Raw genomic sequence first — 15324 nt, 5'->3', positions numbered from 1 at the left:
AAGGCCGAGTTGCCGGAGCCGCTGTCGGACTGTCCGAGGCCGCGGGTCGTGCACACCGCCCCCGGACGCTGCCGCGGCCGGGCCGCCGGGGGCTGCTCGCGGGCCTCGACGCGTGGTCGCGGCGAACCCGGCGAAGCTCGCCGGCCTGCACGCGCGCCGAGAGCCCTGCGCCTCGGCGAGCGTCTCCACCCGCACGAGTACCCCCGCCGGCCGCCCGCCGCCGACGGTGTTCGCGGTGGCGCGGGGCAAGAAGGAGACATGGTTCCGCGCCCTGCCGCGCATCGCCGCCGGTCAGGAGGAGCGGGACGTGGTGGTGGCTGCCGCGCTAGACGCCGACCGGGAGGTGCCGCGTGGCGCCTCCCGGCTTTCGTGGGGAGACGGCTCGTCACCGCCAGATGGACTTCAGCCGCCACGCGCGGAGGCCGTCGAGGGTGGCGCTGCCGTCTTCGGCGAACACCTGGACGCCGGTGCTGGAGGGGTCGGGGAAGATCTGGTCGGTGATCACGGACTCGCCGCGGCCCCCGAAGACCTCCACGGACGACCAGTCGACGAGGATCCGCAGCCTGACCTTGCCGTTCTCCGCCTTCAGGGGCGCTGTCTGCACGCCCGGGAACGTGCTGCTGAAGTCCCCGGCGCCGGATCGGCTGCGGTCGACGTACAGCTCCTGGGAGGCGGTGTCGTAGCCGATGACGGTCTCCTCGCCGCCCGCGCCGGTGCGCACCTTGAGTCCAAAGCGATCCGCGTCCTTGAGGGAGAAGGTCGCCTCGATGTCGAGCGCCTTGCCCTCGGCCCCGAGGCCGGTCAGGGACTTCGAGGTGCTCTCGACGGTGACACCGGACGCCGTCGCCGGACCCTTCTGCCGGAGGTACTCCAGGCTGCCCACCGGCTTGCTGGTGAGCCGGATCCGGCCGTCGACGGTGCGCAGGGCCATCTCCCTCGGGACGCTCTGCACCCCGCGCCATGGGGAGGTGGGGACGGACCCGCCGTAGTCCCAGTTGTTCATCCAGCCGATCATGTAGCGCTTGCCGCCCGGCGCGTTCTCCCAGGACACGGCCGCGTAATAGTCCTTGCCGTAGTCGGCCCAGCCGGCGCGCCGCAGGGCGGACTCGGCGGGTCTGTCCGCGGTGGTGAACCGGTCGGCCAGCACGTGGCCCCAGCCGCCGGTGTTCATGTCGAGGATCCGGATCTGCGCCTTCTCGCCGACGTACGGGCGCATGTCGAAGGACGCCCAGTCCAGGGTCTCGCTGTCGGTGCCGGTCACACTGCGGACGACCTTGCCGTCGACGATCAGATTGACGGACGTCTCCTGGGAGACGCGCCGGGCCGGGGTGTCGGACATGACGAAGTGGTCGGCGTTGACATGGCCCCAGCCGCCGGTGTTGTCGTCGACGATCCTGATCCGCGCCTTCTTGCCGGCCAGGTCGCCGACGTCCCACGAGGTCCAGCTGAGCGCCTCGGAGTCCTTCCCCGTGGCGCTGCGCACGACCCGGCCGTCCACGAGCAGCTCGACGGCGGTGGGGCCGGCCGAGCCGGCCGGGTGGTTGCCGCCGCCGATGAGGAAGTTGATGTGTTTCTTGTCGACGGTGAACTCGGGCGAGGTGAGGGTGCCGGTGGTGGAGTCGCCGCTCCGGAAGGTGTTGACCAGGCCGTTGCCCAGGTATCCGGAGACTTGCTGCTGGCCGGGGAGCGTGCCGGTGGCGGGCGCCGTGCCGAAGGCGTCCCCGGTCGCCGTCCAGTCGCCGTAGCCGCCGCCCTCGAAGTCGGCGAGGAGCGTGCCCTCGGGCGGGGTGTTCTCCAGGACGGTAGCGTCCTCGTGCGGATGCCGCCCGCCGCCGATCTTGAAGTTCAGGTAGGGGCTGGTCACGGTGAACGAGGGGGAGGTGAGGGAGCCGGTGGTGCCGTCACCGCCGTGGAAGCTGTTGGCGAGGCCCTTGCCGTCGAAGCCCGAGACGGTTCCCTGGCCGTCCACCGCACCGGCGGCCGGCCCTCGGCCGAACGCGGTCCCGGTCGCCGTCCAGTCCCCGAAGCCGTCGCCTTCGAAGTCCTGCACGACATCGCCCGTGGGCGGTGTGTAGGTGCCCTTGTCCTCGGGGGTGAACTTCTTGCCGTCGAAGTCTCCGACGAAGTACTGGGCGGCGGAACCACCCGCGATGCCACCGGGGTTGAGGTTGACCACCAGGACCCACTTGGTCTTCTTCGGGTCCCCGTCGACCGCGAGGGGGAACAGGTCCGGACACTCCCACACGCCACCCGTCGCGCCGGCCGGCCCGAACTCGCTCTGCTGCTCCCAGTCCTTGAGGTTCTTGGACGAGTAGAACCGCACCTTGTGCTCGGCGGACAGAGACACCGTCATCAGCCAGCTCTTGGTCGGCGCGTACCACTGCACCTTGGGGTCGCGGAAGTTGTCGGAGCCGATGTCGATCACGGGATTGCCCTGGTACTTGGTCCAGGTGCGGCCTCGGTCGGTGCTGTAGGCGAGTGACTGGGCCTGCTTGCCGCCGTGTCGGTAGGCACTGGTGTAGATCGCCACCATGGGCGGGTTCTCCTTGGTGCCGAACCCGGTGGTGTTGTTCCAGTCGACGACGGCGCCGCCGGAGAAGACCATCTCCTCGTGGTCGTGCGACAGAGCGAGCGGCAACTCCTCCCAGTGCACGAGGTCCTTGCTCACCGCGTGCCCCCAGGACATGTCGCCCCATGAGTCGCCGTTCGGGTTGTACTGGTAGAAGAGGTGGTATTCGCCCTTGTAGTACACGAGGCCGTTGGGATCGTTCATCCAGTTCTTCTGCGGGGTGAAGTGGAACTGGGGTCTGTAGGTCTCGGTGTATGCGGGTGCGACGTCCTGAGGAATGAGCGGGGCTGCCGACAGAGCGCAGGCGGTCACCACCGTCGCCATCCGCATGCGGGCCTGCCGGGATACGCGTATTCGGCTCATAGCGGCTCCTTGTCCCACGGCCGTCCGCGCAGCGATGGGAAGAACCCTGCGCGACGACCGAGAAGTGCACCCCGGCCCGACGAAGGCTGCCCGCCGCCCGAGGGTGTCATCGTTGACTTGTGTCATCGATGACAGTGGCTGCCCGATTATGAGACGCAGCCAGGTGGCCGCGTCAACGGTGGGGATGCGGTTTGTATGAGACAGCGCCTCGTCGGGACGGCTGTCGGCTTCTCGTTCTTGCCGCTCTCCCTGCCGCGAGGTGTTCACCTTGCCCGTGCGAATCGAGCGGTGCCCTGCCGCACCGTTGCGCTGGGTGCGGTACCTGTGGGTGACGCTCGGTCAGGTGGGCCGAGCGCCGCCGCCCACCCGTTCGAGCCCGTCCAGACAGGCCGTGGCCTCGGTAAACGACCGGTTCACCCCGCTCTGCGACAACAGCCTGCTGCTTACGCTGAGTTGCAGGGGCATCCGCTCCTGTGAAAAACACTCGAGGCTGAGGAGCACTGACTTGAGCGACCTCCTCCTGCTCGCGGGCGGATCGGTGACGATGACCCACCACGTCACCGGCACCTACTTCATGTGCAACGACTGGCACGACGGTGTCGGCAACCACACCCAGACCTGGGCACAAGACCCGTTCGCGAAGGACAACAACTCGCACCGGTGGTTCCTGCGGCAGAACGCCGACGGCACCGTGCGCATCGAGTCGTACGCCAACCGCCGCTGCCTCACCGCAGGGGCCAACCCGCCCGACATCGTGACACTTCGAGAACGCACCGACAGTCTCAACCAGCACTGGCGCCTGGTCTCCCACGCAGAGCGCGGCAACGACTTCTACATGGTCTCGGTCGTGCACCCACGCTATGCCCTGGCCATCGCCGACCACCTTCAGGGCAACGACCGGCTGGTAGGCCTCACCCGCATGTGGGGCGGGCCGAACCTCTCCCAGCTGTGGCGGATCTATCCCTCCTCGGAGGACCAGGGATGACTCCGAACGAGCACGCTCGCCGCCCCACCGCGGGGAGTGCTGCCTGAAGCGTGTCGGCCCGTCAGCGGGTGGCCGCCAAGCGTCAGCCGCGACGGCGACGCGACGGCGGTCACCCGCGGCCGGCGTCGCTCTGCGCCCCGGGTGTCCGTCGGCATCGCCCTGTTCGGCGTCCACATCCGCCGCCGGTCGTGGACCCCTCGCCGGTTGCCGTACTTCCAGGGGCGTACGCCCCCGTGGTTCGCGCCGCCGGCGCCTGTGCGCCTCAATGGACCTCTCGACTGCGGGACAGGCCCGTGATGTCATACGTGTTCTCCGAACGGCCGCCCGGCAGCGGCACGGTCGGCTGGGACGGGGAGGCACCGTGACGGACCTGGGGGAATCGTCGGGCAGCGGGCCGGGCGCCGAGGACGGGGCGACGCTGGAGCGGCTGCTCTCGGTGGTGGGGGCGGGAGCCCTGGAGTTGCACACGGCCCCGCGGGGGCTGCGGACGAAGGTCACCGGTGTCCATGTGCTGGACGCCCTGGAACCGGTGATCCGAGCACGGGAGTTACTCCTCGCGGTCGGCGTGGACCCGCGTTCCGCGCACGCGGTCGACGTGGTGCGCCGGGCCGGTGAGGCCGGTGCGGCGGGCGTGGTGTTCGGCCCGGACCGGCCGGAGTCCACCGCGCGGGCGTTGCAGACGGCCGCCGAGGAGAGCGGCACGGCGGTGCTCTTCCGCACCGCCTGGTGCCCGTGGGCACAACTGGTGGGAGTGCTGAGGGCGGGGCTGGCCGCGGCGGGCGCGCCTGCGGTGCCCACGGCCGGCGACGTACGCCCGGGCGACCTGGACTCGCTGGCCGACGCGGTGGCCGCCCTGGTGGGAGGCTCGGTGACGATCGAGGACACGGAGTCGCGGGTGCTGGCCTACTCCTCCACGGAGGAGAACGTGGACGAGATGCGCCGGCTGACCATCCTCGGCCGTCGCGTGCCGCCCTGGCGGGTGGCGGCCATGCGGGAGGCGGGGTTCTTCCAGGCGCTGTGGGGTGCGGACGACGTGCTGCACCGGCCCGCCCGAGGACAGGATCCGGAGCGTCTGGTCGGTGCCGTGCGGGCGGGCGGAGAGGCGCTCGGGTCCATCTGGGTGGCGGCGGTGGCCGGCCGTCCGCTGTCGCCGAACGCCGCCGAGACGCTGCGCGCGGCGGTCCGGGCCGCCGCCGCCCATCTGCTGCACCACCGCACCCACAGCTCCGACGGCCGGCTGGTGGAGGACGCGGCCCGGGCGCTGCTGGAGGACCGCGGCTCGGTCGAGGTGCTCGCGGAGCGGGCCGGGCTGCCACCCCGGGAGCCCTGTGCCGTCCTGGCGGTGGGGACCGGCACCGGCCACCCTGCGGACGACGGCCCGGCCGGGCTCCACGGCCTGCTCACCTTGCACTGCGCGGCCCTCGGTCACCGCGTCGTGGTGGTCCCGGCGGGCGGCAGGACCCTGGTCCTGCTGAGCGGGCTGGAACGCGACCCGCGGCGGGCCGACGCCCAGGTGAGACGGCTCGGGAACGCCCTGGCCGAGCAATTGTCGGCGACGATCGGCTCGACGGTGCGGGCCGGGCTCGGTGACGTGGTCCCCGGCCTGGCGCGGGCGCCCGAATCCCGCAGGTCGGCCGAGCAGGCCCTCCAGGCGATCGTCGCGTCCGGCGGGCCGCACACCGTGGCGCGGAGCGAGGACGTCGCGGACACCGTGGGCATCCTCCAGATCGTCGACGTCCTGCGCGAGGTGAGGCTGCCGGCGCGGACATCGGTGGCCCGGCTGAGGGAGTTCGACGCCGACCACAGCGGAAGCTGCCTGGTGGAGACCCTGCGCGTCTACCTCGACCACTTCGGCGACGTGTCCGCCGCTTCGCGCGCCCTGGGCGTGCATTCCAACAGTCTGCGCTACCGGTTGCGCCGCATCACGCAGGTGTCCGGGCTGGACCTGGGCGACCCCGATGCCCGGCTGCTGGCCCAGGTGCAGTTGCGTCTGGGCGGCGAGGCCGAGGGCACCCGCACCTGAACGCCCGGCCCGATGCCGGACGCCCCGCGCCGAGGCGCGAGCGCGCGGGCGGTCCGTCGTTCGGCCGCGGACACCATCCAGGGGCTCCCCCGTTGTCGTATCGGACAACGCCTCTGCCCGGCGGGCGCCTTGTTGCCGCCGCCCGTCGGACCTGCGGCCCGTGTCTTTGAGGATCCGACGAAGACGCCGGCCGGGCGCGGAGAGCAGCCTGGTGGTCCACCCCGGGCGGTCCGGGGCGCCGCGCCTACGACACCGGAAGGGCACACCATGACCGGACTGACTGCCGCCGCCGAGCGACGCGAACGGGTCCTCCAGGAGGCGGTGCGGCAGGGACTGCTGGATGCCGAGCGGTTCCCCCTGGCCGCTTTCGTCGACCTCGACGGCGTCGCCGCGACCGTCGCGTCCCTGCACCGCGCCTTCCCCACGTCCCCCGGTGTCCTGCACGCGTTCGCGGCCAAGGCGAACTGTCTGGTGCCGGTGCTGGCGGAGTTGCGGCGGCTCGGCATGGGCTGCGAGGTGGCCACCGCGGGTGAGCTGGCCCGCGCGCTGGCCGCCGGATTCGCGCCGGAGCGGATCGTGTTCGACTCACCGGCCAAGACGGAGGCCGAACTGCGGCACGCCCTCGACCTGGGCGTGACCGTCAACGTGGACAACTATCAGGAACTGGCGAGGATCGACCGGACGCTCGGCGACCGCGTCCCGGCCTCGCGGATCGGGGTGCGGGTCAACTCCCAGCTCGGCGGGGGCAGCATCGCCGCGATGAGCACCGCGACGAGCACGTCGAAGTTCGGTGTGCCCCTGGCGGACCCGGGGAGCCGGCAGCGGCTGCTGCGTGCCTACCGCGACCACCCGTGGCTCACCTGGGTGCACACGCACGCGGGTTCACAGGGCTGCCCGCTCGACCTCATGGCCGCCGGGGTCGCGCGGGCCGTGGCGTTCGCCGAGGAGGTCAACGCCTCGCTCGGACGGCGTCAGGTCGTCGGCATCGACATCGGCGGCGGACTGCCCGTCAACTTCGCCGACGACGAGACCACGCCGACGTTCGACACCTATGTCCGGCAGTTGCGGGCACAGGCTCCCGCGCTGTTCTCCGGCCGGTACGAGATCGTCACCGAGTTCGGGCGTTCCGTCCTGGCCAAGAACGGCTTCCTGACCGCGTACGTCGAGTACACGAAGAGCATGGGCGGCCGGCCGATCGCGGTCACCCACGCCGGTGTGCAGGTGGCCACCCGGACGGTGTTCAACCCCGATGCCTGGCCCCTGCGCATCGAGGCGCACGAGGGAAGCGGCAGTGCCAAGCGGGGCGGACCGGTCCGCCAGGACATCGCGGGGCCTGCCTGTTTCGCCGGGGACCTGCTGGCACGCGACCGTGCGTTGCCGCTGCTGGAGCCCGGTGACCTCATCACCGTCCCGGACACCGGCGCCTACTACTTCTCGACGCCGTTCCACTACAACAGCCTGCCCGAGCCCGCCGTGCACGGGGTCCGGACGGACGGTGACGGCGGCGTCCGCTTCGAACTGCTGCGTCCGGCGCAGGACCCCTGGGACGTGCCGGGCCGGGATGCCCACCTCGTGCCGCCGCGGCGCCGGGCCCCCGAGCCCGTTCGCAGCGCCGGGTAGGGGCACCGAGGTGGCACAGGCCGACCGCGACGGGCCCGGCCGGGACGGACCGCTCCTCAGCCAGCGCGCCGCGATCGTCTTCCTGCTGGCGGCCCTGGTCGGCATCGGTGCCACCGTCCTGGCGGCACTGGCCGGCCATGTCTGGCCGGTCGCGGTGAGCGTCGGGGGCGGGGTGCTGGCCCCCGCCGTGCTGTTCTTCGACCAGATCATCGACTAGGACGAGCGGTTCCCGGAGTGGCGCCCGGGAACCGCTCGTCCGGCCCTGTGTTCGCCCGGCATCCGCTACGGCATCTTGTCGCCGAGCAGCGCCAGGTTCTCGATGGCGGCGAGGCCGTACAGCGCGGTGTCGTTCGTGGAGACCCAGGTGGCCTCGCTGCCCGGCACCAGCGCGACCGGGCCGCTCAGCTTCTCCGTCTTCCAGGGCGCCGACTCCTTGTAGCCGTCGGAGTTGTAGAACTTCTCCCACGCCCGCTTGGCGAGCTTCTCGTCCCCGGTCTTGACGGCCGCGTACGCGTCGAGGCGCGAGTGGCCCTGGAACAGCAGCAGGTTGCCGAAGTCGAAGCCGTAGCGGGCCTTCTGCTCGGCCTTGGAGGCGTTGAAGTAACGGCAGTAGTCGAAGTACGCCTCGTTGAACTTCGGCATGTCGACGAGGTCGATGAGCTCGGCGCACAGTTCGTTGAGTCCGAAGACGGCCGAGAGGTGCGAGACCTCCACCTTGGGGGCCCCGGCGACGGCGAACCTGCCGGTGTCCAGGTCGTACAGGCCGCTGCCCTGGATGAAGCCGTTGGGCTGGGCGGCGATGGTCTCCATGGTGGACAGCACGCGGGCCTTGGCCTTCTCCCACTTGGGGCCCTTGCGCTCCCACTCCGTCAGCCAGGCCGACACCAGGCCGCTCCAGTCCGTGCCGAAGCCGACCGACAGGGCGTGCCGGTCGGGGGTGTACGGCTCGGTGCGGATCTTGCGCAGCGGGTCGAGGGCGAGGAACGTCTCGTCGGAGTCGACGTTGGCGTGCATGAGGTCGCCGACGCGTTCGTCCGCCGTGAGGAAGTAGTAGTAGCGCCGGTAGGTGGTGTTGGCGATGCGCTGCTGCTTGGCGCTGTCGGCGAAGTGCTGCACACCGTGCCGGGTGCCGAGGCCCGCCCATTTGCCCAGGTGGTAGACGTCGACCTCGCCGGTGTGCCGGGTCATCGCCTCGGCGAAGCGGAAGATGTCGGCGCGGCCGGAGCGCAGGTAGGCGAACCAGAGCCACAGGTCCGGCGACAGCTCGGAGTTGTCCCAGGCGTAGCCGCCGATGTCGTACCGCCACTGGTGCCGGAACGTGTCGTAGGTGTGCATGATGTCGCCGTAGTCCCAGAAGCCGTACCAGCGGCGCTGCTCCACCTGGCCCTTGTAGTAGGTGAAGAGGAAGTCGAGGTGGTCCTCGATCTTCGCCTTGGCCGGGGTGGAGCGGTCGGGCTCGGAGTACAGGTTCGGGCCGAAGACCTTGGCCTTGATGAGCTGCCTGGGCGGGGCGGCCAGCTGCGGCAGCACGCGGACGGCCTTGACCTGCTCGGCGAGCCGGTCGGGGCTCGGCGTCGACTCGTTGGCCCAGAAGAGGAGTTCGGAGGTGCGGGCGATGCCGTACGGGGTGCCGAACTCCGGCTCGTAGTCCTCGTAGGTGATGTTGAGGCCTTCGATCTGCTCCGGGTAGGTGTCCTGGCCCATGCCGTCGTGGTAGAAGCGCATGTCCATGGGCTGTGCTTCCGGCGACCAGAGCCAGAGGGTGACCTCGGCCTCGTCGGTGTGCGCGTCCCGGATGTCGAGCTGGGCGGGGAACTTCTCCCAGAAGTCGCGCAGCCCGAAGGAGAACCCGCCGCTCGCCCCGCCGACGTAGCCGAAGCCGGAGGCGCGCCCGCCACCGCCCGCGGCGACCCAGCCGTGCCCCTTCTTGGTGCGCTTGCGCAGGGTGAAGCCGTCGGCGGACAGCTGGGAGAGGGTGTAGTCGCCCCATTCGGGGATGTACTTCAGCCGGGTCGTCACCCGCTGGTCCCAGGTGGCCGGGTCGGGCAGTTTCCTGCCCTCGAACTGGGCCGCCTGCACGGCCGCGCCGGGGTCCCGGCGCAGTCCGGTGATGCCCTTGACGGCCTCGCGGAGCATTCCGGTGCCCTCGCCGCCGATGCGGATGTGGCGGTCGTACGACTCGTCCCGCAGGGGCACGGTGAAGCGGACTCCCAGGCCCCGGATGAAGTCGCCACTGGCCTTGCCCGGTTCCTGCTTGCCGTCGTAGGTGATGGTGTGCACCATGCGGAAGGAGTCGGCGCCGGCGTAGAAATAGAGTCTGATCGAGAAGGGCAGCCAACTGCGGCCGCCCTTGCGGTGTTTGCCGTCGATGCGGACGACCGCGCGGACCGGGCCCGCCTGCTCGACCTCGACCTTGGAGATCGCGCCGTCGAAGCGTTCGGTCTTGACCGCGCCCTGGTCCTCGTCCTCGATCTCGGGCTGGCGGATCAGCACCAGCCGGCCGTTCTTCGCGATCTCGGTGGAGCCCCGGGTGACGGACTTGACGAGGGTGGAGCCGGATGTGCCGATCCTCGCCGTGATGACGCCGGTCGAGATGTCGATGGTGCCGCCGCGCTTGCCGACGGTGACCTTCTTCTCGGGCGCGGCGGGTGCCCCGGGGGCGAGGGTGAGCTTTCCGTCGCCCGAGGCGACCGCGTGCGCGGTCCACTTGAGGGAGCCGTCGGGCCAGTAGGCGATCGGCCAGGACTGTACGGGTACGGCCTTGCCGTCGGCGTCCGTCAGCGCGAAGGTCTGGTCCTTCTGGTAGGCGCCCTTGGGCCAGGGCACGCCGAGGGTGGAGCCGGGTGCGGCGCCGAGGCCGCCGTCCTCCAGCCAGTCCAGGGTCACCGGGTCCGCGTCGGCGGCTTCGGCTCCGGGCGCGGCCTGGGCGTCCTGGGCTCCCAGTGCCCAGCTGAACTGGGCGGCGGCTCCGGTGACGGCGGCCGCCTTGAGGAGGGATCTGCGGGGGATGGGAGACATGGCGAGCTGCCTTTCCTTGTCCGTGCGGGAAGCGAATCCGTGCGGGGGTCAGGGGCATGACAGAGCAAGGTGCGGCGCCGAGGGCGCCGGCCTGGAAGGGGGGCACCGCCGTCAGCGGTGCCGGTACCGCTCCTCCACGGCGACGGCCGCGGCCGCCACGGCCCCGAGGACGGGGAGCGCCAGCGGCGCGGCGAACCAGGCGGACACGGCCACCACGGCCAGCCCGCCGACGATCAGGAAGGAACCGGCCGGGTCGAGCACCGTGCGCCGTCCGGCCCCGGCCAGCAGCGTCCGCCAGCGGGCGCCCGGCGCCCACACCGCCGACGCGCGCAGCCCGGCGACGACGAGCCCGATGAGCGCGACTACACCGAGGGCGCCGACGAGCGGCCCGCCGGGAATCCCCGCCCGGGCCGCCCGCACGTCCACCCAGACCACGCCCACCGCGGCCCACCCGGCGAGCCCGGCGAGCCACCCGCCGCGCAGGGCCGTGCGGAAGTCGGCGACGAACTCCCGCCAGCCACCGCCCTCATGAGCGGTACAGCGCCGCAGGTGCCGTGCCCCGGCGGCGAACGCGGCGGGGTAGGTGACCACCCCCAGGGAGGCCACCGCGATCCACACGCCGGTCAGCAGGCACTCGGCGAACACCGCGAACCTTCCCCAAGCTCTCGACTCCGCTCGGGCAGGGGAGGCCCCATGGGCCGACGCCGACTCCCCCCGTGCCTTCACCCGTGTCCCGGCCATGCCCGCCTCAGCCCTTCAGGCCCGACGTGGCCATGCCGTCGATCAAGTAGCGCTGGAAGGCGAGGAAGAAGGCGAGCACCGGAAGCAGCGCGACCAGTGACATGGCGATCATGCCGCCGTAGTTGGCCAGCCCCTCCTGGTCGACGAACATCTTCAGGCCGAGCGAGACCGTGTACTTGTCGGGCTCGTTGAGGTAGATCAGCGGGCCCATGAAGTCGTTCCAGGAGTTGATGAACGTGAAGATCGCGCTGGTGATCAGGGCCGGCCTGCTCAGCGGCAGCACGATCGACCAGTAGGTCCGAAAGTGCCCGCAGCCGTCGAGCCGGGCCGCCTCGTCCAGTTCCTTGGGCATGTTGCGCATGAACTGCACCATCAGGAAGACGAAGAACGCCTCGGTGGCCAGGTACTTCCCGAGCAGCAACGGCGTGTAGGTGTTGATCAGTTCAAGGTTGCGGAACAGCACGTACTGCGGGATCAGCAGCACGTGGTACGGCAGCAGGAGCGTGCCGATCATCAGCGTGAACAACAGGTTGCGGCCCGCGAACCGGATCCTCGAGAAGGCGTACGCCGTCAGCGAGCAGGAGACCAGGACCCCGATCACGGAACCCACCGCGAGGAAGAGCGAGTTGAAGAAGAACGTGGAGATCGAGATGTCCGCGATGCCGTCGGCGAGGCTCTTGTAGTTGGCGATGACCGGGTCGGTCGGGAGGAGGTCCAGGCTGCCGACGATCTCGTCGCTCTTCTTGAAGGACCCGCCGATGACCCAGATCACCGGGTAGAGGATCACCGCGAGAACCAGCAGTGATCCGATGTGCCAGGCGAGGGAGCCGGGCAGCTTGCGCCGGAGCGCTCCGGCTCCGGCTGTGGCCTTGACGTCGGTGGCCGATGGGGGTGCCCCCTGATCGAGCGGAGTCGAGAGATTGGGGGAGCTCATCGGGCGCCCTCCTCGTAGTGCACCCAGCGCTTCTGGGACCAGAACAGCACCGCCGTCACCAGGGCGACCGCGACCAGCAGGAGCCAGGCCATCGCGGAGGCCAGACCCATGCGGCTGTTCTCGAAGCCCTGGACGTAGAGGTAGCAGGTGTAGACCATCGACCCGTCGGCCGGACCGCAGGCGTTGCCACCGGCGCCGCCGCCGACGATGTACGCCGAGCTGAAGATCTGGAAGGAGTGGATCGTCTCCAGCAGCACATTGAAGAAGAGGACCGGAGAGATCATCGGCAGCGTGATGTTCCAGAACCGCCGCAGCTTGCCCGCCCCGTCGACCTCGGCCGCCTCGTACAGCTCGCGCGGGACCTGCTTGAGACCGGCCAGGAAGATGACCATGGGGGCACCGAACTGCCAGACGGTGAGGGCCACCAGGCTGTAGATGATCATGTCCGGGTCGCCGGTCCAGCCGCCGACGTCGATGCCGAACATCTTCTGGGTGCGGTCGACGATCGCGTCGTCCGAGAAGATCGCCTTCCAGACGATCGCGACGGAGACACTCGCGCCGATGAGGGACGGCGCGTAGAAGGCGGCCCGGTAGAAGGCCTGCCCGCGCCGGCTCTGGGCGAGCAGCAGGGCCACACCGAGGGCGGCGATCAGCTTGAGCGGCGTGCCGACGGCGACGTACCAGAGCGTCACCTGCACCGAGTGGCGCCAGCGCGGATCGCCGAACATCTCGGAGAAGTTGCCGAGGCCGATCCACTTGGGGGCGTCGAAGAGGTTGTAGTCGGTGAAGGCGTAGTAGAGCGAGGCGATCATCGGGCCCGCGGTGAGCAGCAGGAACCCGGCGATCCACGGGGACATGAAGAGATAGCCGGCCAGGTTCTCCCGGCGCCGCCGCCGCTTGAGGGCGGCGGGGCGCTCGGGCGTCACCGGACCGTGCCGCGGCTCGGAGTCCTTTGACAGGCCCTCCATCGCAGGGGCGTGTGTCACGGTGGTTCCCATCAGGTGCCGAGAGCCGTCTTCGACTCGCTGAAGAACTGCTTGACGGCCTCGGCCACCGAGCGCTTGCCCAGGCCGAGTTCCTCACCGATGCGCAGGAAGGCGGCCTCGCAGACGTCCGCGCCGTTCGGGTGCGGGGTGATGGGCTCCAGGACGCCCGCTTTGACGAGGGACTCCTCGTAGGCGGCGATCGCCTTGTTGACCTCGTCGGTCGGCTTGTACGCGTCGAACTGCGCCTGTGTCGCGGGCACGCCGCGGTCGTAGCCCATGATCTTGGCGACCTCGGGGTCGTGCACCATGAAGTCGATGAACTGGGCGACTTCCTTGGGGTGCTGGGTGCGCTTGGAGGCGCTCAGCATGAGGGAGCCGAGGTACTGGCCGGTCTTCTTGCCGTCCGTGGTCGGGATGGGGGCCAGGCCGTACTCGCTCTTGCCCTCGGAGGTGTAGCGGACGGTGAAGTTGTCCCAGGTGAACTCACCGGCGGAGATCTCCCCGGCGACCGCCGACTTGGGCTTGATCTGGGCGACCTTCTTCTGGTTGGCGTAGCTGCCGTCCTCGACGCCTCGCTTCGCCTTCGTCCACCAGTCCGTCAGATCCGCCTCGGTGAAGCCGAGCGCGTCCTCGGTGAAGAACGCCTTGCCGTTCTGGCGCAGGTAGAGGTCGTAGAGGTACATGATGTTGTATGGGCCGGTGTCGCCCGCACGCCCCGTCTTGTCACGGATCTTCTTCATCGCCGCGTGGTAGTCGTCCCACGTCCAGCCCTGCTCCGGCTTCACACCGGCTCGCGTGTAGACGGGCTTGTCGATGACCAGGGACATGGAGTTCGAACCGACCGGAACGCCGAGGAGCTTGCCGTCGACCTCGCCGAACTTCTCCAGGCCCGCGCGGAATCCCTCCATCCGGAGGTGGCCGGCCTTGACCTGCTCGCTGAGATCGAGCAGCACGTTCTTCGCGTCGTATTTCCGGAGGAAGCCGATGGCATTCTGGAACACGTCCGGCGGATTTCCGCCGGAGGCCTGGGTGTTGAACTTCTTCCAGAAGTCGAGATAAGGCTGGAAGTCCGTTTTAACCTTGATCTTCGGGTACTTCTTGTGGAAGAGCTCGATCGTCTTGTTGATTCGCTCGGCACGGTCCTCCGCACCCCACCACGCGTAACGGATCGTCACCGTCCCGTCCGCGGAAGTCCCTCCGTCGCCACCGCAGCCGGTGGTCGCCGCCAGCCCCATCGTGGCCGCCGTAGCCCCGGCCGCCTTCAGAATCGTACGTCTCTCAACGTTCCTGCCGTTCAGCACCGTTGGACCTCCCCGCACGTCGTCCCGCTCGCATGAATCGTTTCAAGTAAGCGCTTGCTGGCACAAGTTACGGAGGGGCTGAGGGTGCGTCAATGATTCGGACAAGATTTTCTTACCGCGAGCCGACCGCTGGAGCGGGTGGAGCGGGCAGGGCCAGGGACGGGGCGGGGCGACGCCGCTGGTGACGGCGGTGCGGTCGGATCGCCGAACGGGCTGGGGGTGGTGGGACGAGTTCTGCGCGCGACCGGAAGACGACGGTGGGGTGGGAGTCGCGGGTCGAGGGGTGTGAGTCGCTTTTGGCCATGTGGCGCTGGGATGGGGTGGGACCGGGTGAGGGGGTGCGGCGACTGGGGGTTACGGGGCGGGGGTGGGGCTGGGTGTGGGGGTGGCAGGAACGGACGGGTGGACTGACGTTTTCCCGGGCGGCACCAGGTCGGCCGAAACGAAGCTATGAGGGGGGCCGGTCCTGCTCGGCGGGGGTGACATCGGGCTTGTCGGTGAGGGCGTGCTGTCGGACCGGGCCGGCGGAGCCGGTTGCAGGGCCTGACCAGCGGAGGCGGTGGCAGAGAATCCGCGGACAGATGGAGCCGATGGCAGCGCGTCGGACCCGCCGGCGAACACCGTCGGAGAGGGCACCCGCACCGCCCTCCCGTCGCGGGCAGAAACGACGGCGGCCCACCTGCTGGTCGCCCACACCTGTGTGACCCTGCTGCTGGGTCTTGGGACGCCGCACATCGTCCGCGACATCGTCGGGCACAGCACCCTGAACGTGACCATGAACATT

Annotated in this window: 10 protein-coding genes and 1 pseudogene; 5 read left to right on the top strand and 6 right to left on the bottom strand. The window is 70.1% G+C overall.

What is annotated here, in order from left to right; translation table 11 throughout:
- Positions 1-385 precede the first annotated feature (385 nt).
- Positions 386-2932 carry a GH32 C-terminal domain-containing protein gene (locus AB0I06_RS24920; protein WP_363121064.1) on the bottom strand — a complete coding sequence of 849 codons (2547 nt, stop codon included), beginning with the start codon at positions 2930-2932 and terminating at the stop codon, positions 386-388.
- 505 nt (positions 2933-3437) lie between these two features.
- Between AB0I06_RS24920 and AB0I06_RS24915 the strand changes: the two genes are divergently transcribed.
- From AB0I06_RS24915 to AB0I06_RS24900, 4 genes are all read left to right on the top strand, one after another.
- The gene (locus AB0I06_RS24915; protein WP_363121063.1) at positions 3438-3917 is read left to right on the top strand and encodes a hypothetical protein; all 480 of its coding nucleotides are present in this window, start codon (positions 3438-3440) and stop codon (positions 3915-3917) included.
- A gap of 361 nt (positions 3918-4278) precedes the next feature.
- Positions 4279-5940 (top strand): helix-turn-helix domain-containing protein, encoded by a 1662-nt coding sequence (locus AB0I06_RS24910; RefSeq protein ID WP_363121062.1) that lies wholly within the window; start codon positions 4279-4281, stop codon positions 5938-5940.
- Between the two features lie 267 nt (positions 5941-6207).
- On the top strand, positions 6208-7560 hold the full coding sequence (locus tag AB0I06_RS24905; protein ID WP_363121061.1) for a diaminopimelate decarboxylase: 1353 nt from the start codon (positions 6208-6210) through the stop codon (positions 7558-7560).
- A gap of 10 nt (positions 7561-7570) precedes the next feature.
- Positions 7571-7777 (top strand): hypothetical protein, encoded by a 207-nt coding sequence (locus AB0I06_RS24900; protein WP_363121060.1) that lies wholly within the window; start codon positions 7571-7573, stop codon positions 7775-7777.
- A gap of 65 nt (positions 7778-7842) precedes the next feature.
- On the opposite strand, the gene AB0I06_RS24895 is transcribed toward AB0I06_RS24900, so the two are convergent.
- The 5 genes from AB0I06_RS24895 to AB0I06_RS24875 all read right to left on the bottom strand — a co-directional run bounded on the left by AB0I06_RS24895 (position 7843) and on the right by AB0I06_RS24875 (position 14540).
- On the bottom strand, positions 7843-10578 hold the full coding sequence (locus AB0I06_RS24895; protein ID WP_363121059.1) for a Tat pathway signal sequence domain protein: 2736 nt from the start codon (positions 10576-10578) through the stop codon (positions 7843-7845).
- A 111-nt stretch (positions 10579-10689) separates the two neighbouring features.
- On the bottom strand, positions 10690-11319 hold the full coding sequence (locus tag AB0I06_RS24890; protein WP_363121058.1) for a hypothetical protein: 630 nt from the start codon (positions 11317-11319) through the stop codon (positions 10690-10692).
- 7 nt (positions 11320-11326) lie between these two features.
- Positions 11327-12253 (bottom strand): carbohydrate ABC transporter permease, encoded by a 927-nt coding sequence (locus AB0I06_RS24885; protein WP_363121057.1) that lies wholly within the window; start codon positions 12251-12253, stop codon positions 11327-11329.
- Positions 12250-13251 carry a sugar ABC transporter permease gene (locus tag AB0I06_RS24880; protein WP_363121056.1) on the bottom strand — a complete coding sequence of 334 codons (1002 nt, stop codon included), beginning with the start codon at positions 13249-13251 and terminating at the stop codon, positions 12250-12252. The genes AB0I06_RS24885 and AB0I06_RS24880 overlap by 4 nt, the downstream gene beginning before the upstream one ends.
- Entirely contained in the window at positions 13251-14540 is a 1290-nt protein-coding gene (locus AB0I06_RS24875; RefSeq protein ID WP_363121055.1) for an extracellular solute-binding protein, read from the bottom strand. Before AB0I06_RS24875 ends, AB0I06_RS24880 begins: the two co-directional genes overlap by 1 nt.
- 559 nt (positions 14541-15099) lie before the next feature.
- Here AB0I06_RS24875 and AB0I06_RS24870 point away from each other — a divergent pair.
- Positions 15100-15324: pseudogene (locus tag AB0I06_RS24870) on the top strand (hypothetical protein); the annotation flags it as partial.

The organism is Streptomyces sp. NPDC050674, from assembly GCF_040654575.1.
Classification (GTDB): Bacteria; Actinomycetota; Actinomycetes; order Streptomycetales; family Streptomycetaceae; genus Streptomyces.
The sequence above is the reverse complement of the archived record's forward strand: the minus strand, read 5'-3'. Positions and strand labels throughout refer to the sequence as shown.